Below are 18,306 nucleotides of genomic sequence, written 5' to 3'. Positions count from 1 at the left end.
CCGCGCCATGCGGGCGCGGGCTGTACAGTCTAACCGTTTTTGCCGATCAGCCTTGTACCTGCAATGCACCGAGCATCAGGTCGAGGTTTTGCACCGCCGCACCGGAGGCGCCTTTGCCGAGGTTGTCGAACACTGCGGTCAGCAGCACCTGGCCATGCTCAGGGTTGGCGTAAAGCGCCAGGCGCAGGTCGTTGCTGTCGTTCAACGCCTCGGGGTCGAGGTTCGGCGCCGCGCCGTGCTGGTGCAGGGGCATCAGCTGGACGTGGCGGGCACCCTGGTAGTGCTGTTGCAGGCAGGCCTGCAGCTGTTCGGCACTGACCTGGCCGGGCAGCAGGCGCAACTGCAGCGGGATGCTCAGCACGATGCCCTGGCGGTAGGCACCGTAACCGGGCATGAACATCGGCCGCGCCGACAGCCCGGCGTGCTGCTGGATTTCCGGCACATGCTTGTGCGCCAGTTCCAGGCCGTACAGTTGCAGGGCCGGGGTTTTGCCGGCGGCGGGCTGTTCATGCCGTTCGACTGCGGCGCGGCCACCACCGGAATAGCCGGAGATGGCGTGGATGTTCAGCGGGTAGTCCGCTGGCAGCAGGCCGGCCTTGACCAGTGGGCGCAACAGGGCGATGGCGCCGGTGGGGTAGCAGCCGGGATTGCTGACGCGCTTGCTCTGCGCGATGCGCTCGGCTTGCTGCTCGTCGAGCTCCGGCAGGCCATAGACCCAGCCTGGGCTGGTGCGGTGCGCGGAGCTTGCGTCGATCACCCGCACTTGCGGGTTGTGGATCGCCGCCACGGCCTCGCGGGCGGCATCGTCGGGCAGGCACAGCAGGGCGATGTCGGCGCTGTTGATTGCCTCGCGGCGGCGTTGCGGGTCTTTGCGTTCGGCTTCGGGCAGGGTCAGCAGGCGCAGATCGCTGCGGCCTTGCAGCCGGGCATGGATCTGCAGGCCGGTGGTGCCTTGGTCACCGTCGATGAAGACAACAGGTGTGTGCATGGTCAAAGTCCGGTCGGGTAGGGATGGCCTATGCTCGCTTGTGGCTCTGGTAAAGAAAATTTGAATATGATGATCGATATATTCATCTTTTCTGAACGAGATTGGCCCATGCGCGAAATCAGCCTCGATCGCCTCCGCACCTTGGTGGTCATCTCCGACCTGGGCTCGTTTGCCGAAGCCGCCCGCCAGCTCAACCTGGCACCGCCCACCATCAGCCTGCACGTGGCCGAGCTGGAAGCGCGCATTGGCGCACCGTTGCTCACCCGCACCCGCGGCCAGGTGCGGCCCACGGTCATCGGCGAAACCCTGCTGGCCCGTGCCCGACGCCTGCTGGCCGACGCCGACCTGGCGCTGGATGAAGTGCACCGGCAGGTCGAGGGCCTGACCGGCCGGGTGCGCCTGGGCGCCTCCACCGGTGCCATCGCCCACTTGCTGCCGCAGGCGCTGGAGCACCTGCGTACGGTGCACCCAGGGATCGATGTGCAGGTCCAGGTGCTGACCTCCCAGGCCTCGCTGGCGCGCTTGCGCGAGGGCACGCTGGATATCGGCCTGGTGGCCTTGCCACAGGTGGCCAGTAAAGGGCTTGCGGTTACGCCCTGGCGGCGCGACCCGATCCTGGCCTACGTGCCGGCCGACTGGCAGCCACCGGCCAAGGTTACGCCGGCCTGGCTGGCGCAGCGGGCGTTGATCCTCAACGACAGCAGCACCCAGCTTTCGCGGGTGACCGGCGAGTGGTTCGCGGCAGCGGGGTTGTACCCTGAGCCGCGAATCGAGCTGAACTACAACGATGCGATCAAGAGCCTGGTCGGGGCCGGGTATGGAGCGACATTGCTGCCGCAGGAGGGGGAGTCGGCCGAGCTGGACCGGCGCATTGCCCGCCGGCCGCTGCGGCCGGGGTTGTGGCGGCAACTGGGCATTGCCTGCCGGGAAGGGCAGGTGGAGCGGGCCACGGGGTATGTGTTGCAGGCGTTGGAGCGGTTGCGCCAGTAGGGGCTGCTGTGCAGCCCAATCGCCGGCAAGCCAGCTCCCACAAGGCCGGTGGTGATCCTGTGGAAGCAACTGTCTTGTGTTGCCTGTTTTGGCCTCATCGCCGGCAAGCCAGCTCCCACAGGTACAGCGATAGCCTGAAGGCAGCGCCGTACCTGTGGGAGCTGGCTTGCCGGCGATTGGGCCGCAAGGCGGCCCCTGGGGTCACCCTCGCTCTCGGGCCCGCACCGCCGTCACTGTCTCGCCGCCAACCCCCCAGTTATCGGTTGGCACCTCCTCGATCACCACAAAGGTACTGGCCGGCGGCTTGCCCAGCACCTGCTCCAGCATGCGGGTCGTCTGTTCGATCAGTTGGCGCTTGTGCTCAGCACTGACGCCTTCATCGGTCACGCGAATATGGACATAAGGCATGGTTGCTCGCTCCTCTGTTAATGCCAGGTGCCAGCGGTGCTACCGCCATCCACCGGCAGGATCACGCCGCTGACGAAGCGTGAGTCGGCCAGGTACAACACTGCATCCACGACATCCTGTGGCGAGCCGGTGCGGCCGCTGGGTGACAGCGCGCCCATGCCTTGCGTATTGCCGCCATGCAGCGGTGTATCGATGATCCCCGGCGCCACCGCATTCACCTGCACGCCGCTGGCTGCCAGTTCCAGTGCCAGGCCTTTCACCGCCTGGTTCAGGCCACCCTTGACCAGTACCGGCAGCAGGGCCGGCACGCGGGTGTCCGGTTGCAAGGCAATGGAGGCGGTGATGGCGATGATCTGCCCATGCCCTTGCCTGGTCATGATCCGCGCGGCTTCCTGGGCCGGGTAGAAGAAGCCCTTGAGGTTGGTGCCGACCAGGGCGTCGACATCCGCTTCGCTGTACTCGGCAAACGGCTTGGCAATGAAGATGCCGGCGTTGTTGATCAGCAGGTCGACCCCGCCAAAGGCTTGCTCGGCGCTGGCGAACAGGCGCTGGGCCGTGCCCTGCTCGGCGATGTCGCCAGCCACGCCGATGAAGCGCGATGGGTTGCCGAGGCGGGCGGCGGCTTGCTCAAGGCGGGCCTGGCTGCGGGCGTTGCCGACCACGTTGTCGCCGCGTTCGAGGAAGGCCTCGGCCAGGGCGAAACCCAGGCCGCTCGAGGCCCCGGTAATGATGACGGTGCGTGGCGTGTTCATGTGCATGATCTCCAGTGAAGTGAGCCATGGGCTCGGTGTGAAGCCACTGTAGGTTGCAAACAGCACTTGAAAAATGAGGCGCTGGGCATTTCAATCAATACATCATGTAATCAATCGAGCCGACATGACCCGCCATTTCGATGACCTGCAACTGGGCAGCCTGGAACTGTTCTGCCTGGCCGCCGACAGCGGCAGCTTCACCGCTGCGGCCACGGAAGCCGGCGTTACCCCGGCGGCGGTCAGCCGCAGCGTGGCGCGCCTGGAAGAGCGCCTGGGTGTGCGCCTGTTCGTCCGCACCACCCGGCAGATGCGCCTGTCCGCAGCCGGCCAGGCCTACTATCAGCAATGCCGGCAGGCACTGGGGCAGTTGGTGGAGGCCGAGCGCCAGGTCACGGGCGGGCAGGTCGAGCCGAGCGGTCGGCTGCGTATCAGTGCACCCACGCCCTATGCTCATCACCGGCTGTTGCCGCTGCTGCCGCGGTTTCGCCAGCGCTACCCCAAGGTGCAGGTGGATGTGCATGTCAGCAACCGCAACGTCGACTTTGCCGAGGAGCCGTTCGACCTGGCCATTCGTGGCCGCGAGCCGGCCGATTCGCGGCTGGTGGCGCGTCGCCTGGAAGATGCCGAACTGGTGGTGGTGGCCACGCCGGGCTACCTGGCCCGTGCCGGCACGCCACGAACACCGCACGACTTGCTGCAGCATGAGTGCATCCAGTTCGAACTGCCCAGCAGTGGCCGCCGCCCGCCGTGGAGCTTCCTTCAGGATGGCCAGCAGGTGGAGATCGAAACCCAGGGCGGGTTCACCTGCCTGGGCGACTTCCTCGCCACCGCCACGCTGGTGCGCCACGGCGGCGGGCTGATGCAGGCTTACCGCTTTACCGTGCAGGACGCACTGGCCAGTGGCGAACTGGTGGAAGTGCTCGCCGAGTTTGGCGGCACCTCGCGGCCGTTCATGCTGATCTACCCCCAGGCCCGGCACATGCCGTTGCGGGTGCGGGTGTTCATCGATTTCCTGTTTGCCGAGGGGGCATAGCCCCCGGGCTGAGCCGAGGCGCCGGGGCGTATGGCCGACTATGCTGTTTGCTGCGTCGAGCCAGTGTCATCTCGACGACCCCTCAGGTTTTCCAGGAGAACGCTCCATGAAATCCACTAAATGCATACCTTTGCTGGTGATTGCCTCGGTCCTCAGTTTTGCCGCACACGCAGACCCGGCGAGCAACTGTGCGGCCAAGATCAAGGAGCTTGAGGATTTCGAAAAGGCCAGTGGCCAGGCAATGCATGGCGGCATGGCCCATGACTTCAAAGTCCACCTGCAAAATGCCAAGGATGCTCAGAGCAAGGGCGATATGACTCAGTGTCAGGCCTCGGCGGACCAAGCCAAGACTATCTACAACAAGGCACGTAGCAAGTAAGCCCTTGCTGGCCTCTTCGCGGGTAAACCCGCTCCTACAGTATCTCCAACAGGCTCAAGGCCAGCGTGGTTACTGCGGGAGCGGGTTTACCCGCGAAGAGGCCAGCGCAGGCTGGCGCCGTCTTCAGAACCAGCGATCGTTCTTCCTGCGCCCACGGGTCAGCGACGGCAGGATCAGCCCCGCCAGCAAGCCCGCGCCGGCAATGCTGCCGCCATACACCATGTAGCGCATCATAACCTGCTTGTTCTCGTCCCCCAGGCGGGCCTGGGTATCGCGCAGCTGCGACTGGCTCTGGTCGAGCTGTTCATTCAGCGCCTTGTTGCGTGCTTCAAGTTCGTCGATCAGCTTCTTGCGTGAATCGAGGGTTTCCTGCATGCCCTGTACGCGATTCTTCCAGCTGTCGTCGATGTTCTTCAGCTGCCCGGTCAGGTCCGCGACCTGGGCATCGAGCTGCGGCAGGCGCTCGCCCTGGCCTGGCACCGACTGCAGGTCGTTGCTGAGGATCCACACCACATCGCCGTTCTGCCCGCGCACCTGGCTGTAGTTGCCCTGGCTGCCGATCAGGGTCAGCTTCTGCCCGGACTTGAGCGTACCGACAATGCGGTGGCCATCGGTGGGGCCGCTGCGCACGTAGGTGCTCAGGCTGTCGCTGACCCAGCGTGCATCGCTGGCAGGCTCTTCGGCGTGCGCGGGTGCGGCAAGGGCCACCAGGGTGGCGATCAGGCCGCCGCGCAGGGCAGTGAGGGCGGAAGCAGTTGGGCGGGAATCGGGCATGTTGGGTCTTCGCTGAAACAGGACAAAAAGTAGGCCCGGTGACTGGGCCGATGAACCGGTCGGTGGGTTGACCGTCAGCGAAAGACCGTTTTTTTGTCAGCAGGTTCACTACCTGATGTCGGAAATGTCTGCAGGATGTTGCAGGACTTCAACCGGCGACTGTGAGACTAGACTCAAAGGCTCACACCCTTTCTTGGAACAAGACCATGACAGCCAAGAACACAATCTGCCTCTGGTACGACAACGACGCCGAGGAAGCCGCGAACTTTTACGCCAGCGTCTTCCCTGACACGACAGTGATAGCGGTGCATCAGGCACCTGCTGATTATCCATCCGGGAAACAGGGTGACGTGATTACCGTGGAGTTCAGCGTCATGGGTATTCCCTGCGTGGGGCTCAACGGAGGCAAGGCCTTCACGCATTGCGAGGCGTTTTCATTCCAGGTCAGCACCGAGGACCAGGCCGAGACCGACCGCTTGTGGGATGCCATTGTCGGCAACGGCGGGGAGGCCAGTGTCTGCGGCTGGTGCAAGGATAAATGGGGGATTTCGTGGCAGATCACCCCGCGCATCCTCATCGAAGCCATCGGCCACCCCGACCGGGCGGCGGCCAAGCGGGCGTTTGATGCCATGATGCAGATGGGCAAGATCGATGTGGCCAGGATAGAGGCGGCGTTGAAGGGCTGATCACGGCAGTGAAGGCATCTTGATCGGGGGCTGCGCAGCAGCCCCCGATTCCACAAACTTGCCAGGTCAGTTGCCGGTCACTTCGGCCTCTGCCGACGCCGGCTTGGTCGAAGTCTTCTTCTCCTGCACCACGATGTAGAACTCTTCGCCATGCTTCACCGCGCCATACAACACGGCCTTCTCGATCAGTTCGTTGCCGCGCAGGTGGCGCAGCATCATCGGGTCCTTGCGCAGGTCGCGGTACAGCGCAAGGCACAGCAGCACCATCACCACCACGAACGGCAGGGCCACGACGATGGTCAGGTTCTGCAGGCCGGTCAGTGCCTCGCCGGGGTCGCGCGGGTCGCCGATTGCCAGCATGATCGCCGCCACCGTACCGGTCAGCGCACCCCAGAAGATCACCGTACGTCGCGATGGCGTGGTGGTGCCGTGTTCCGACAGCGTGCCCATCACCAGCGAGGCCGCGTCGGCACCGGAGACGAAGAAGATACCCACCAGAACCATCACCAGCACTGATGTCGCCGAGGCCAGCGGGTAGCTGTCCAGCAACTGGTACAGCGCGTGGTTGCTGTTGACCGCACCATTGGCCAGCTGGAAGGCGCCTTCACGCAGGGCGTCGATACCCGCGCCGCCAAAAATGGTGAACCACACCAGGCTGACCAGGCTCGGTACCAGCAGCACCCCGGTAACGAACTGGCGGATGGTGCGGCCGCGGCTGATGCGGGCGATGAACATGCCCACGAACGGCGTCCAGGAAATCCACCAGGCCCAGTAGAATACGGTCCAGCCGGCCAGCCAGTTGTTCATCTGTTCACCGCCGCTGGCGTTGGTACGGGCCATCATTTCCGGCAGCATCTTGACGTAGATGCCGATCGAGGTTGGCAGCAGGTTGAGCATCAGCAGGGTCGGGCCGACCATGAACACGAACACCGCCAGCACCAGCGCCAGCACCATGTTGGTGTTGGACAGCCACTGGATGCCCTTGCCGATGCCCGACACCGCCGAGGTGACGAAGGCGATGGTCAGCAGGGTGATGATCGAGATGTAGAACAGCTTGCCGGGGCTTTCGATCCAGCCGTTGTACTCCAGGCCACCGGCAATCTGCAGCGCGCCCAGGCCCAGCGAGGCCGCCGAGCCGAACAGCGTGGCGAAGATCGCCATCATGTCGATCAGGCGGCCGAGCGGGCCGTTGGCATGCTTGCCGATCAACGGCCGGAAGGCGGCGGAAATCAGCTGCGAGCGGCCGCGGCGGAAGGTGCCATAGGCAATCACCAGGCCGACGATGGCGTACATGGCCCAGGGGTGCAGGGTCCAGTGGAACAACGTTGTGGCCATGGCCACCTGCATCGCTTCGCTGGACTGCCCGGTGGCCGTCCCTGGTGGTGGCGATACATAGTGCGACAGCGGTTCGGCAACGCCGAAGAACATCAGGCCAATGCCCATGCCGGCGCTGAACATCATCGCCACCCACGACACCGTGCGGAATTCTGGCTGTTCGCCATCACGGCCCAGCGGGACCCGACCGTACCGGCTGGCGGCGAGCCACAGCACGAACACCACGAACAGCGTGGAGGTAAGCACGAAGAACCAGCCGAAGTTGAGAATGACCCAGGATTGTGCGCTGGAGGCGCTGCTGGCGAGGCTTGCCTGGTTGAGGAAGCCCCAGAGGACGAAAGCGATGGCCAGGAGGCTGGTGAAACCAAAGACGATCCAGTCGAGCTTGCCCTCGAAACGCCGGTCCTGGCGTGCTTCCGCGGTTTTCGAGGGATCCGTCACGCCAAGGTCGAGCGTTTCGGTGATGTGTTCCTTTGCCATGAATGATGAGGCCCCTTTCTGGCTTACCGGCTGGTGCAGGCTTGTAGTTTTGTGTGGGCTACCGAGTTCGATGACTGCCTCGGCGGGGAGATTGCTGGCGGGATTATCCTGCGCACTAAACGGCGGCTCCTGTCCCGATAACGCCCCGGGACGTCCATTGCGCGACCTGCCAGATACTTTTAGTTCTGGGGGCGATGGCCCTTTCTGCCTCGGGTTCTGGTACCCTGTGGGCATTACCCAGGCCTGCACATCCGGGCATCGTAGAAGCGCTGCCGCTTGTGGGCCTGGCCGTACCAGGAAACGGAGATTCGTCCAGATGGCCACTGACCGTGTGAGCCTGATTCATTTCGATAAATTGAGCATGAGCCCTGCCGCTGCCGATCGGTTCCAGAAAGCCCTCGACGCGCTGGAAGCGCTCAAGCTGCAGGACCGTTATGTGTATCTCATCGCTCCTTATCTGGGTGATATCGCTGACGCCTCCGACCGCGAGCAACTGGCCACCGCCCTGGAACAGGGCTTGCGCGTGGTCGACGAGCTGCTGGCTGCCAGGTCGGTCACCAAGGTCAAGGCCGAAGAAGTACGCCAGGTGTTCCACGCTGCCGCCGAGCGCGCGCAGGCTGAAATGCCCGGCTGAGTGGCGGCATGGCCAAAGACATCGACAACCCCTGCGTCTCGCTGTGCCAGCTCAATAGCGAGCTGTGCGTGAGCTGCGGGCGCAGCCGTGACGAAATTCGCAAATGGCGGGGCATGAAGCGCCCCGAGAAGATGGCCACCGTGCAGCGGGCGGCAACGCGGATGAAGGCTATCGCCAAGAAGGCGGCCAAGCGGCAGAATGGCGACTGAACCTGCGCACCCTGTGCGCAATTTTTCCTGATTGTCTGATGAGCCTGAAAATGGATTCTCACTCGCTGTTTGCCTTTACCCTGGTCGCTGCCATCGCGATCGCCAGCCCCGGCCCTGCCACCCTGATGGCCATCAACAACAGCCTTGCCCATGGCCAGCGCAGCGCGATCTGGTCGTCGCTGGGCAATGGCTCGGGCCTGTTCTGCCTGTCGGCAGCCGCCATGCTGGGGCTGGGCGCGCTGCTGGCCAGTTCCGAAATGCTGTTCAACGCCGTGAAGATCCTGGGGGCGGGCTACCTGTTCTATTTGGGCGCGCGGCAATTGCTGAAAAAGAGCCCGATGCTGGCGCAGGGCGACGCAGAGGGTGTGGCCAAGGTTCGGCCCACGCCGCTGAAGCTATACAAGTCGGCCTTCCTCACGGCAGTGACCAACCCCAAGGCGACCATGTTCTTCACCGCGCTGTTCCCGCAGTTCATCGACCAAGGGGCGGCGCTGTTGCCGCAGTTCCTGATCCTGACCGGGATATTCGTAGCGTTGTCGCTGGTTTCGCTGAGCCTGTATGCCGCACTGGCGGCGCGGGCCAAGGGCGTGCTGACCCGGCCGTCCCTGTCGCGCTGGGTGAGCCGGGTGGTGGGCACCACCTTTATCGGTTTTGGCGCGGCAATCCTGGCGATGCGCCGGCAGGGGGCCTGAAGTACGAGGGGCGCTCCATCTGGCCGATAAAAGGCCAACCTGATGGCCATACATGGTCCAGACTGTCTGCAGCACGCACAGATGGGTGCTGCAGTCGACCACAGGACGTGGCAACCATTGGCCACCGCTCCGGGTCTGCAGATGTCACATGTGCCGAGGGTTGTCGATGATCGAGCGCTGCTTTCGCCACGCCTTGCTGCTGTTGCCGTGCCTGCTGCTGCCGCTGGCGGCGGTAGCGCATGAGGAATGCCGGCGGCTGACTGCCACCGGCAACCCGGAATACCCCCCCTACCTGTGGCGCGACCCGCAAAACCCCCAGCAACTGATCGGTGCCAATGCCGACCTGCTCAAGTACCTGGGCAAACAACTGGGGCTGGAAATCGAGGTGGTCTATGGCGGGCCGTGGTCGCGCGCCCAGGAAGAAGTGCGCACGGGCCGGATCGACCTGATGGCCGGGTACTTCCTGACCAAGACCCGTCAGCAGCAGATGGACTTCATTACCCCGGCATTCCTGTATACCCCAAGTGTTATCTGGGTGCGCCAGGACAATACCTTTGCCTACCAGCAATGGGCCGACCTGAAGGGCCGCAAAGGCGGCACGCTGGTCAACAACAGCCACGGCCAGCAGTTCGACGACTACGCCAGGACCAACCTCACCCTCGAAGCGGTACCCGGTGCCAGGCAGGCATTCGAGAAGTTGATGCACAAGCGCAGCGATTATGTGGTGTACGAGCAGTATCCCGGCTTGGCGCTGGCACGCACCTTGGGGATTGCCGACAATTTACAGGTGCTGGAACCACCGGTATCCAGCGAAGGGCTGTACCTGGCGCTTTCGCATGACTCGCCCTGCAATCAGCCGAAGCTGCGTGAGGCACTGACAAGGGAGATGGAAAAGATCGTTGCCGGGGCGTTGCCGGAGCAACTGGTGCAGCAAAACCTGGAGCGTTGGCAATAGCAGCCTGGTATGCGGTCCCTTGTAGGAGCGGCCTTGTGTCGCGATGGGGCGCGCAGCGGCCCCTGTTTTCAGCTTCGCCGCAGATATCGCCGGGGCCGCTTCGCGCCCCATCGCGACACAAGGCCGCTCCTACAGGGACCGGGCCAGTTGCTCGGCTTCCTTGGCCCGGGTCACGCTGACTGCGCCGGGCAGGGTGACATCGTTCTTCGCCGCGAGGATCTCGGCCATGACGCTGACGGCAATCTCGGCCGGGGTCTTGCTACCGATATAAATGCCGATAGGGCCGTGCAGGCGCCGCAACGACGCTTCGCTTTCGCCAAAGTGTTCGATCAGGCGCTCGCGGCGCAGCTGGCTGTTGCGCCGTGAGCCGATGGCACCGATATAGAACGCCGGGCTGTGCAGCGCTTCGAGCAGTGCCAGGTCGTCCAGCTTGGGGTCGTGGCTGACAGCGACGATGGCGCTGCGCAGGTCCGGGGCAAAGGCGCGGACGACGTCGTCCGGCATGCCGGCAAGGTGGTTGACGCCGGCAACGTTCCAGCCTGCCGTGTACTCGGGGCGCGGGTCGCACAGTGAAACGCTGAAGCCATTGAACAGGGCCATGGTCGCCAGGTATTCGGCCAGCGCGCCGGCACCGATCAACAGCAGGCGGTAGCCGGGGCCGAGGGTGCTGAGCATGTGCTGGCCATCGAAGCTGAACAGTTCGGGCGTGGTGGTGGCGCTGAGGCTGGCTTTGCCGCTGCGCAGGTCGAGCCCACGCCGTACCAGGTTGCCGCCGTCGAGGCCGGCGAGCAGTTGCTCGAGGTGTGGCAGCGACGGGGCGAATTCCAGCACCAGTTCGAGGGTGCCGCCACAGGGCAGGCCGAAGCGGTGGGCCTCGTCGGCACTGACGCCATAGCGCACCACCTGGGGCAGGCCGCCGGGCATGCCGGGGCCGCAGTAGGCACTGGTGTAGCGGTGAATGAGGTCGTCCTCGATGCAGCCACCAGAGACACTGCCGACCACACGGCCGTCGCTGCGCAGGGCCATCATCGAGCCCACCGGGCGGGGGGAGGAACCCCAGGTACGGGCGACCGTGGCGAGCAGGGTGCGGTGGCCGGCGGCGAGCCAGTCTCGGGTGGTGCGAAGGACCAGCAGGTCGATGCTTTCCATGGGGACTCCATTAAACCTGATGTTGGCTGTACCGGCCTCTTCGCGGGCTTGCCCGCTCCCACAGGGACCCCACAGTCCTGGAGGGCAGCGCCATACCTGTAGGAGCGGGCAAGCCCGCGAAGAGGCCGGTACAGGCATTACCCATTTCAGCGCATGTGCAAAATGATCGGGCTACTGCTGGCCGGGTCGGTATGCCCACGCAACTTGCCCACCGCCTGCGCATTCACCGCGCCACCATTGTTCCCCCAGGCACTGCGCACGAAACCCAGCACATCAGCAATTTCCTGGTCACTCAGTTGCTTACGGAAGGCCGGCATGCGATAGGCGTCGGGCAACCCGGCCGTCACCACCCGCTGCGAACCATTGAGGGTGATGTTGATCGCCGAGGCGTCTTCCTTGGCCAGTGCCGAAGTAGCGCCGGCCAAAGGCGGCATCCATTCGGGCTGGCCCTTGCCGTCCAGGCCGTGGCACGACGCACAGCGGGTTACATAGGTATGCGCCCCAGGGCTGTCGAGCCGCGCCGCCGTCGTTTCGGCCTGGTATTGCCACGGCGCACCGTCGCGTTGCGGGTCGCCGGGCAGCGACTTCAGGTAGCGGGCGATGGCGGCCAGGTCGTCGTCACTCATGAACTGCGTGGAGTTGTTGAAGGCCTCGGTCATCGAGCCGAATACCACCGCATGCCGGTTGCGCCCGGTCTTGAGGAACTGCGCGATCTCGGCTTCGCTCCAGCGCCCCAGCCCGGTGTTGGGGTCGGCACGCAGGCTCGGTGCATACCAGCCATCGAGCAGGGCACCAGCGAGGAACGGCTTGCCGCTGTCATCCAGGGCCTTTTCGTTGAAGGCCAGGCCACGCGGCGTATGGCAGCTGCCACAGTGGCCTGGGCCCTGGACGATGTAGGCGCCGCGGTTCCACTGGGCGTCCTGCCCGGCCTGGTTGGTGTAGGGCGTGGTGGCGGCGAACAGGCCGTTCCACAAGGCGATGGGCCAACGCAGGTTCAGCGGCCAGGGAATGTCGCTGGCCAGGTTGGCCTGTTGCACCGGCTGCACGCCTTGCATGAAAAAGGCATACAGCGCCTTTACATCGTCATCGCTGAGCTTGGCGTAGGACGGGTAGGGCATGGCCGGGTACAGCCGTCGGCCACCGGGGGCTACGCCGTGGCGCACGGCACGGTCGAAGTCAGCCAGGCTGTAGCCACCGATGCCGGTGTCGCGGTCGGGGGTGATGTTGGTGGCGTGGATCGCCCCCAGCGGGGTGGCCATTTCCAGCCCGCCGGCGAACGGTTTGCCGTCCGCCAGGCTGTGGCAGGCCACGCAGTCGCTGAGGCGGGCCACGTATTCGCCACGGCTGACCAGCGCCGGGTCGGCAGCGGTGGCTTGCGTACCGGCAAATGGCGAGGCGGGCTCACGGGTGACGTACCAGGCCAGCAGGCCTGCCGCGACCAGGCACGGCAGCGCCAGCCAGCCAGCGGTTCTTGCGAAACGGTGGGTCATGGGGCGTCCTTGTGTGCTCAGCTGAAGGTATGGCGGCTCAATGGCAGGCTGCGCACGCGCTGGCCGGTCAGCTGCGCGACTGCGTTGGCTACCGCCGGTGCCACCGCGGGCAACGGTGGCTCGCCGATGCCGCCCATCTTCGCCCCGCTTTCGACAATGCGCACATGCACCCTGGCCATGCGCGACGGCGGCAAGATCGGGTACAGGTCGTAGTTGCGCGCGCGCGGCTTGCCATCCACGTACACCGCTTCTTCCAGCAGTGTCTGCGACAGGCCCAGGGCGACGGCGCCGTTGACCTGATGCTCGATGATCGCCGGGTTGACGATGCTGCCCGGGTCAATGGCCTGCCAGATGTCGTGCACTTTGACCTGGCCGTTCTCGATCGATACCTCGGCAATGACCGCTGCCTCCGAGCCGAACGGCGAGGCCATGGCCACGCCACGCGCCCGCTTGCTGCCGTCCTCGGCGGTGAACGGCCCGCGCTTCCAGCCGCCGGAAAGCTCGGCGACGGCCTGCAGCAGGTTGGTCAGGCGCGGGTTGTCGCGCAGCAGGTGCAGGCGCAGTTCGAACGGGTCCTTGCCGCCTTTGTCGGCCAGTTCGTCGAGGAACGACTCATAGAAGAAGTCGTTCAGCGAGTTGCCCACCGAGCGCCAGTAGCCGAGCATGGCCGGGCCTTTCACGTAGATCTGCGCGATACGCTTGTTGGCGATGGCGTAGGACTTGCCCGACAGGCCTTCGAGCGCGGTCGGGTCGAGCTTTTCGCCTTGCTTGCCTGCGAGGGCCTCAGTCGGGCCTTCGGTGGCGCTCACGGCTTCGAGGGCCACCGGCAGGCCGTCGGCATCCAGCCCGGCACGGAACTTCACCACGGCGACCGGGCGCAGCACATCGCGGAGGAATTCTTCCTCGCGGCTCCAGATGAGTTTCACCGGCCGGCCGACCGCCTTGGCCAAGGCAATGGCCTGTGGGTAGGGGTTGGCCGAGTCGTACAGGAAGTGGCGGCCAAAGAAACCGCCCAGCAACGGCGAATGCAGGGTGATCTGTGCCGGGGCCAGGCCGGTGCGCTTGGCAATGTCGTCACGGAACATGTCCGGCGCCTGGTTGGGCAGCCACACCTCCAGGGTGCCGTCCGGGTTGAAGCGCGCCAGTGCCGACGGCGGCTCCAACTGGGCGTGGTTGAGGTACTGGTTATGGTAGGTTGCCTCGACCCGGGTTTTGGCATTGGCCAGCATGCCGGCCACATCGCCCTGGTTTTCGTCGTCGCGCGCCGGGCCCGTGACCGTGGCCAGGTGCTCGCGCCAGCCATCGCTGGAGAAGTCGGCCGGCATCGGCCGTACCGGGCTGTCGGCCGCAGGCTCCTTCCAGTCAACCTGGATGGCCTCGACCGCGCGCTTGGCATGCCACCAGCGTTCGGCTACCACGGCCACGGCGCCCGGCAGCTGATGCACCGAATGCACGCCCTTCATGGCCTTGACCTGGTCTTCGTTGCGCAGGCTGCCGACGGTCATGCCCAGGCGTGGCGCGTGCTGCACGGCAGCGTGGAGCATGCCGTCGACCTTGATGTCGATGCTGTACACCGCCTTGCCGGTGGACTTGTCGTAGGCATCCAGGCGACGTACCGGCTTGCCGATCCAGCGAAACTGGCTGGGGTCGCGCAGCTTGACGCTGGCCGGGTCCGGCACCGGCAGGTCCATGGCCCGCCCGGCCAGTTCTCCGTAGGGGATGGAGCGGCCAGTCGTGGTATGTACCACGTGACCCGGCGTGGTGGAGAGTTCTTCGACCGGCACGCCCAGCTGCTCGGCACCCGCCTGCAGCAGCATGGCCCGGGCGAGGGCTCCCAGGCGGCGCATGGTCGGGTAGCTCATGCGCACCGACATGCTGCCGCCGGTGATGCGCATGCCGTTTTCCATCACTACATAGGCTTCGCCGGGCGGCGCGCTGTCGACCACGAAATTGGCCGGGTCGACGTCCAGCTCTTCACCAACGATCTGCGCCATGGCGGTGAAGGGGCCTTGGCCACCTTCCATGAACGGGCTGAGCAGGCGCACTTTGCCGTCCGGGCGGATCTCCAGAAACGCCGGCACCTGGGTGCCGCGCTCCGGGGTTGCTGCGGCAGCTGCCTGCACGCGGGCCGAGCCCATGGGCAGGCCGAAACCCAGCACCAGGGCACCGACAGCCGTGCCGGCAAGAAAGCGCCGACGCGACAGGTTGACGGTTTCGCCCAGTTGCAGCTTGAGCAGTTCGGCGGGGGAATCGACTGGTGTGTTCATCAGGCCTTCTCCCCTTGGGCCAGCTCATGCACGGCAGCATGGATGGCGTTGTAGGTGCCGCAGCGGCACAGGTTGACCATGGCTGCCTCGATCTGTGCGTCACTGGGCTTGGGCGTGTGCTTGAGCAGCGCCGTGGCGGCCATTACCTGGCCGGACTGGCAGTAGCCGCACTGGGCCACCTGGTGCTCGACCCAGGCCGCGACCACCCGTTTGCCGACGGCATCGGCCTCGATCGCCTCGATGGTGGTCACCTCGCGCCCGACCACGCCGGCCACCGGGGTGACGCAGGCGCGCACCACGTTGCCGTCCACCAACACCGAACAGGCGCCGCACTGGGCCAGGCCGCAGCCATACTTGGTGCCGGTCAGCCCCAGGTCATCGCGGATCACCCATAGCAGGGGCGTGTCGGCGTCTGCCTCGACCTGGTAGGTCTTCTGGTTGATGCGTAGTTCCATGGTTCACCTGCCCGTCAACGGTTGCTGTCGCTTGGTTTCTTGTGATCGGGGAATACGGTGCTCCCCAGTGCAGAAACGCTAGCACAGCGGGGTGACCGCCGGTCTGCTGACGGGGGCAGGTTCAGAGGATCAGGCAAGCAATTCGGTGAAATGCGCAAGCGGCGATGTGCGCTATCGCCTGTAGGAGCGGCCTTGTGTCGCGATGGGGCGCGCAGCGGCCCCGGGGTCTTGGCAGCATGCAGTATTGTAAGGGGCCGCTTTGCGGCCCATCGCGACACAAGGCCGCTCCTACAAGAAAGCGCATTTGGAGGTGAGGAGGACTTCCGCAACGAAAACCCGGATAATGCCGGCCAATTTCGTTTTGCACGTTTAAATCACGGTAATCCCGCATGGAAATCAAGGTCAATTTTCTCGACAATCTCCGTCTCGAAGCCAAGTTCGACGACTTCACGGTGATCGCCGACCAACCGATCCGCTACAAGGGTGATGGCTCGGCCCCGGGGCCGTTCGACTATTTCCTGGCGTCTTCGGCCTTGTGCGCGGCTTACTTCGTCAAGCTGTACTGCCAGACCCGCGACATTCCCACCGAAAACATTCGCCTGTCGCAGAACAACATCGTCGACCCGGAAAACCGCTACAACCAGGTCTTCAAGATTCAGGTCGAGCTGCCCGAGGACATTTCCGACAAGGACCGCCAGGGCATCCTGCGCTCCATCGACCGCTGCACAGTGAAGAAAGTGGTGCAGACCGGCCCCGAGTTCGTGATCGAAGTGGTCGACAACCTCGATGCCGATGCCCAGGGCCTGCTGATGCCGGTGGCGGACACCAGCACCTACATCCCCGGCAAGGACCTGCCGCTGGAACAGACCATCGCCAACATGTCGGGCATCCTCGCCGGGCTGGGGATGAAGATCGAGATCGCCTCGTGGCGCAACATCGTGCCTAACGTGTGGTCGCTGCATGTGCGCGACGCCCAGTCGCCGATGTGCTTCACCAACGGCAAGGGCGCGACCAAGGAGGCTGCGCTGGCCTCGGCGCTGGGTGAGTTCATCGAGCGGCTGAACTGCAACTTCTTCTATAACGACCAGTTCTGGGGCGAGGACCTGGCCAACGCGCCGTTCGTGCACTACCCGAACGAGCAGTGGTTCAAACCCGGCCCGCGCGATGCGCTGCCGGCCGAGATCCTCGACGAGCACTGCCTGGCAATCTACAACCCGGACGGCGAGCTGCGTGGCTCGCACCTGTACGACACCAACTCGGGCAACACCGCGCGCGGCATCTGCTCGTTGCCGTTCGTGCGCCAGTCCGACCAGCAGGTGGTGTACTTCCCGTCCAACCTGATCGAGAACCTGTTCCTCAGCAACGGCATGAGCGCCGGCAACACCCTGGCCGAGGCACAGGTGCAGTGCCTGTCGGAAATCTTCGAGCGTGCCGTGAAGCGCGAAATCCTCGAAGGCGAGCTGTGCCTGCCGGATGTGCCGCAGGAGGTACTGGCCAAGTACCCGGCCATCGTCGCCGGCATCCAGGGCCTGGAAGAGCAGGGCTTCCCGGTGCTGGTCAAGGATGCGTCGCTGGGTGGCGAGTTCCCGGTGATGTGCGTGACCTTGATGAACCCGCGCACCGGCGGCGTGTTTGCTTCGTTCGGCGCCCACCCGAGCCTGGAAGTGGCGCTGGAGCGCAGCCTCACCGAACTGCTGCAGGGCCGCAGCTTCGAAGGCTTGAATGATCTGCCGCAACCGACCTTCGAAAGCCACGCGCTGACCGAGCCGAACAACTTCGTCGAGCACTTCATCGACTCCAGTGGCGTGGTGTCGTGGCGCTTCTTCAGTGCCAAGGCCGACTTCGAGTTCGTCGAGTGGGACTTCTCCGGCCACGGCGAGGATTCCAACGTGCAGGAAGCCGCCACCCTGTTCGGCATCCTCGAGGACCTTGGCAAGGAAGTGTACATGGCGGTGTACGACAACCTTGGCGCCACCGCCTGCCGCATCCTGGTGCCGGGTTACTCGGAGATCTACCCGGTCGAGGACCTGATCTGGGACAACACCAACCGCGCCCTGTCGTTCCGCGCCGACATCCTCAACCTGCACAGCCTGGACAACCGTTCCCTCAAGCTGCTGCTCAAGCGCCTGGACAACTGCGATGTGGATGACTACACCACCATCACCACGCTGATCGGCGTGGAGTTCGACGAGAACACGGTGTGGGGCCAGCTGACCATTCTCGAGTTGAAGCTGCTGATCTGCCTGGCGGTACAGCGCTTCGAGGACGCCAAGGAACTGGTCGAGGCGTTCCTGCAGTTCAACGACAACACCGTCGAGCGCGGCCTGTTCTACCAGGCGCTGAACGTGGTGCTGGAAGTGCTGCTGGACGATGAACTGGAAATGGACGACTACGAAGCCAACTTCCGCCGCATGTTCGGTAACCCGCGCATGGACGCGGTGCTGGGTTCGGTGGACGGCAGCGTGCGCTTCCATGGCCTGACCCCGACCAGCATGAAGCTCGAAGGCCTCGATCGCCACCTGCGCCTGATCGAAAGCTACAAGAAGCTGCACGCGGCCCGGGCCAACTTCGCCTGACTCCTGTAGGAGCGGCCTTGTGTCGCGATGGGCCGCAAAGCGGCCCCGGCAATA

Annotated in this window: 18 protein-coding genes; 9 read left to right on the top strand and 9 right to left on the bottom strand. The window is 64.8% G+C overall.

Annotation, left to right across the window (positions count from 1 at the left end):
- Positions 1 to 46 precede the first annotated feature (46 nt).
- The gene (gene argC, locus AC2T3R_RS15315; protein WP_410953629.1) at positions 47 to 988 is read right to left on the bottom strand and encodes an N-acetyl-gamma-glutamyl-phosphate reductase; all 942 of its coding nucleotides are present in this window, start codon (positions 986 to 988) and stop codon (positions 47 to 49) included.
- Between the two features lie 108 nt (positions 989 to 1,096).
- On the opposite strand from argC, the gene AC2T3R_RS15310 reads away from it, so the two are divergent.
- A complete protein-coding gene (locus tag AC2T3R_RS15310) occupies positions 1,097 to 1,978 on the top strand; it encodes a LysR family transcriptional regulator (protein WP_486743872.1) in 882 nt (293 codons plus the stop codon).
- 201 nt (positions 1,979 to 2,179) lie between these two features.
- On the opposite strand, the gene AC2T3R_RS15305 is transcribed toward AC2T3R_RS15310, so the two are convergent.
- Both AC2T3R_RS15305 and AC2T3R_RS15300 read right to left on the bottom strand, forming a co-directional pair.
- Positions 2,180 to 2,386, bottom strand: coding sequence for a tautomerase family protein (locus AC2T3R_RS15305; protein ID WP_039615259.1), 207 nt, complete (start codon positions 2,384 to 2,386; stop codon positions 2,180 to 2,182).
- A 17-nt stretch (positions 2,387 to 2,403) separates the two neighbouring features.
- A complete protein-coding gene (locus AC2T3R_RS15300) occupies positions 2,404 to 3,138 on the bottom strand; it encodes an SDR family NAD(P)-dependent oxidoreductase (protein WP_054572571.1) in 735 nt (244 codons plus the stop codon).
- A 124-nt stretch (positions 3,139 to 3,262) separates the two neighbouring features.
- Here AC2T3R_RS15300 and AC2T3R_RS15295 point away from each other — a divergent pair, with 124 nt between their 5' ends.
- Together AC2T3R_RS15295 and AC2T3R_RS15290 are read left to right on the top strand one after the other, a co-directional pair.
- Complete coding sequence (locus tag AC2T3R_RS15295) at positions 3,263 to 4,171, top strand: LysR family transcriptional regulator (RefSeq protein ID WP_003259239.1); 909 nt, start codon at positions 3,263 to 3,265, stop codon at positions 4,169 to 4,171.
- A 106-nt stretch (positions 4,172 to 4,277) separates the two neighbouring features.
- Positions 4,278 to 4,550 carry a hypothetical protein gene (locus AC2T3R_RS15290; protein WP_013973013.1) on the top strand — a complete coding sequence of 91 codons (273 nt, stop codon included), beginning with the start codon at positions 4,278 to 4,280 and terminating at the stop codon, positions 4,548 to 4,550.
- A 123-nt stretch (positions 4,551 to 4,673) separates the two neighbouring features.
- Here the strand turns inward: AC2T3R_RS15290 and AC2T3R_RS15285 are convergent, their stop codons facing one another.
- Positions 4,674 to 5,324, bottom strand: coding sequence for a TIGR04211 family SH3 domain-containing protein (locus AC2T3R_RS15285; RefSeq protein WP_410953627.1), 651 nt, complete (start codon positions 5,322 to 5,324; stop codon positions 4,674 to 4,676).
- Between the two features lie 206 nt (positions 5,325 to 5,530).
- Here AC2T3R_RS15285 and AC2T3R_RS15280 point away from each other — a divergent pair, with 206 nt between their 5' ends.
- Positions 5,531 to 6,010 (top strand): VOC family protein, encoded by a 480-nt coding sequence (locus tag AC2T3R_RS15280; RefSeq protein WP_015270715.1) that lies wholly within the window; start codon positions 5,531 to 5,533, stop codon positions 6,008 to 6,010.
- A 66-nt stretch (positions 6,011 to 6,076) separates the two neighbouring features.
- Here the strand turns inward: AC2T3R_RS15280 and AC2T3R_RS15275 are convergent, their stop codons facing one another.
- The gene (locus AC2T3R_RS15275) at positions 6,077 to 7,825 is read right to left on the bottom strand and encodes a BCCT family transporter (protein WP_054572573.1); all 1,749 of its coding nucleotides are present in this window, start codon (positions 7,823 to 7,825) and stop codon (positions 6,077 to 6,079) included.
- A 316-nt stretch (positions 7,826 to 8,141) separates the two neighbouring features.
- Between AC2T3R_RS15275 and AC2T3R_RS15270 the strand changes: the two genes are divergently transcribed.
- The 4 genes from AC2T3R_RS15270 to AC2T3R_RS15255 all read left to right on the top strand — a co-directional run bounded on the left by AC2T3R_RS15270 (position 8,142) and on the right by AC2T3R_RS15255 (position 10,315).
- Entirely contained in the window at positions 8,142 to 8,459 is a 318-nt protein-coding gene (locus AC2T3R_RS15270) for a hypothetical protein (protein ID WP_003259233.1), read from the top strand.
- A gap of 8 nt (positions 8,460 to 8,467) precedes the next feature.
- Complete coding sequence (locus AC2T3R_RS15265) at positions 8,468 to 8,668, top strand: DUF1289 domain-containing protein (RefSeq protein WP_003259230.1); 201 nt, start codon at positions 8,468 to 8,470, stop codon at positions 8,666 to 8,668.
- A 50-nt stretch (positions 8,669 to 8,718) separates the two neighbouring features.
- The gene (locus AC2T3R_RS15260; RefSeq protein ID WP_015270713.1) at positions 8,719 to 9,360 is read left to right on the top strand and encodes a LysE family translocator; all 642 of its coding nucleotides are present in this window, start codon (positions 8,719 to 8,721) and stop codon (positions 9,358 to 9,360) included.
- Positions 9,361 to 9,526: 166 nt separating this feature from the next.
- The gene (locus tag AC2T3R_RS15255; protein ID WP_024087296.1) at positions 9,527 to 10,315 is read left to right on the top strand and encodes a substrate-binding periplasmic protein; all 789 of its coding nucleotides are present in this window, start codon (positions 9,527 to 9,529) and stop codon (positions 10,313 to 10,315) included.
- A 129-nt stretch (positions 10,316 to 10,444) separates the two neighbouring features.
- Here the strand turns inward: AC2T3R_RS15255 and AC2T3R_RS15250 are convergent, their stop codons facing one another.
- The 4 genes from AC2T3R_RS15250 to AC2T3R_RS15235 all read right to left on the bottom strand — a co-directional run bounded on the left by AC2T3R_RS15250 (position 10,445) and on the right by AC2T3R_RS15235 (position 15,676).
- Positions 10,445 to 11,464, bottom strand: coding sequence for an XdhC family protein (locus tag AC2T3R_RS15250; RefSeq protein ID WP_410953626.1), 1,020 nt, complete (start codon positions 11,462 to 11,464; stop codon positions 10,445 to 10,447).
- A 146-nt stretch (positions 11,465 to 11,610) separates the two neighbouring features.
- The gene (locus AC2T3R_RS15245; protein ID WP_486743871.1) at positions 11,611 to 12,954 is read right to left on the bottom strand and encodes a c-type cytochrome; all 1,344 of its coding nucleotides are present in this window, start codon (positions 12,952 to 12,954) and stop codon (positions 11,611 to 11,613) included.
- Positions 12,955 to 12,971: 17 nt separating this feature from the next.
- Entirely contained in the window at positions 12,972 to 15,221 is a 2,250-nt protein-coding gene (locus tag AC2T3R_RS15240) for a xanthine dehydrogenase family protein molybdopterin-binding subunit (RefSeq protein WP_486743870.1), read from the bottom strand.
- Complete coding sequence (locus AC2T3R_RS15235; protein ID WP_003259224.1) at positions 15,221 to 15,676, bottom strand: (2Fe-2S)-binding protein; 456 nt, start codon at positions 15,674 to 15,676, stop codon at positions 15,221 to 15,223. Before AC2T3R_RS15235 ends, AC2T3R_RS15240 begins: the two co-directional genes overlap by 1 nt.
- 389 nt (positions 15,677 to 16,065) lie before the next feature.
- Between AC2T3R_RS15235 and AC2T3R_RS15230 the strand changes: the two genes are divergently transcribed.
- Positions 16,066 to 18,252: an OsmC domain/YcaO domain-containing protein gene (locus AC2T3R_RS15230; RefSeq protein ID WP_486743869.1), complete on the top strand. Its 2,187-nt coding sequence runs from the start codon at positions 16,066 to 16,068 to the stop codon at positions 18,250 to 18,252.
- Positions 18,253 to 18,306 lie beyond the last annotated feature (54 nt).

It is taken from the genome of Pseudomonas sp. PVC-5-1, assembly GCF_057444345.1.
This window is presented reverse-complemented; position numbering and strand designations above follow the sequence as displayed.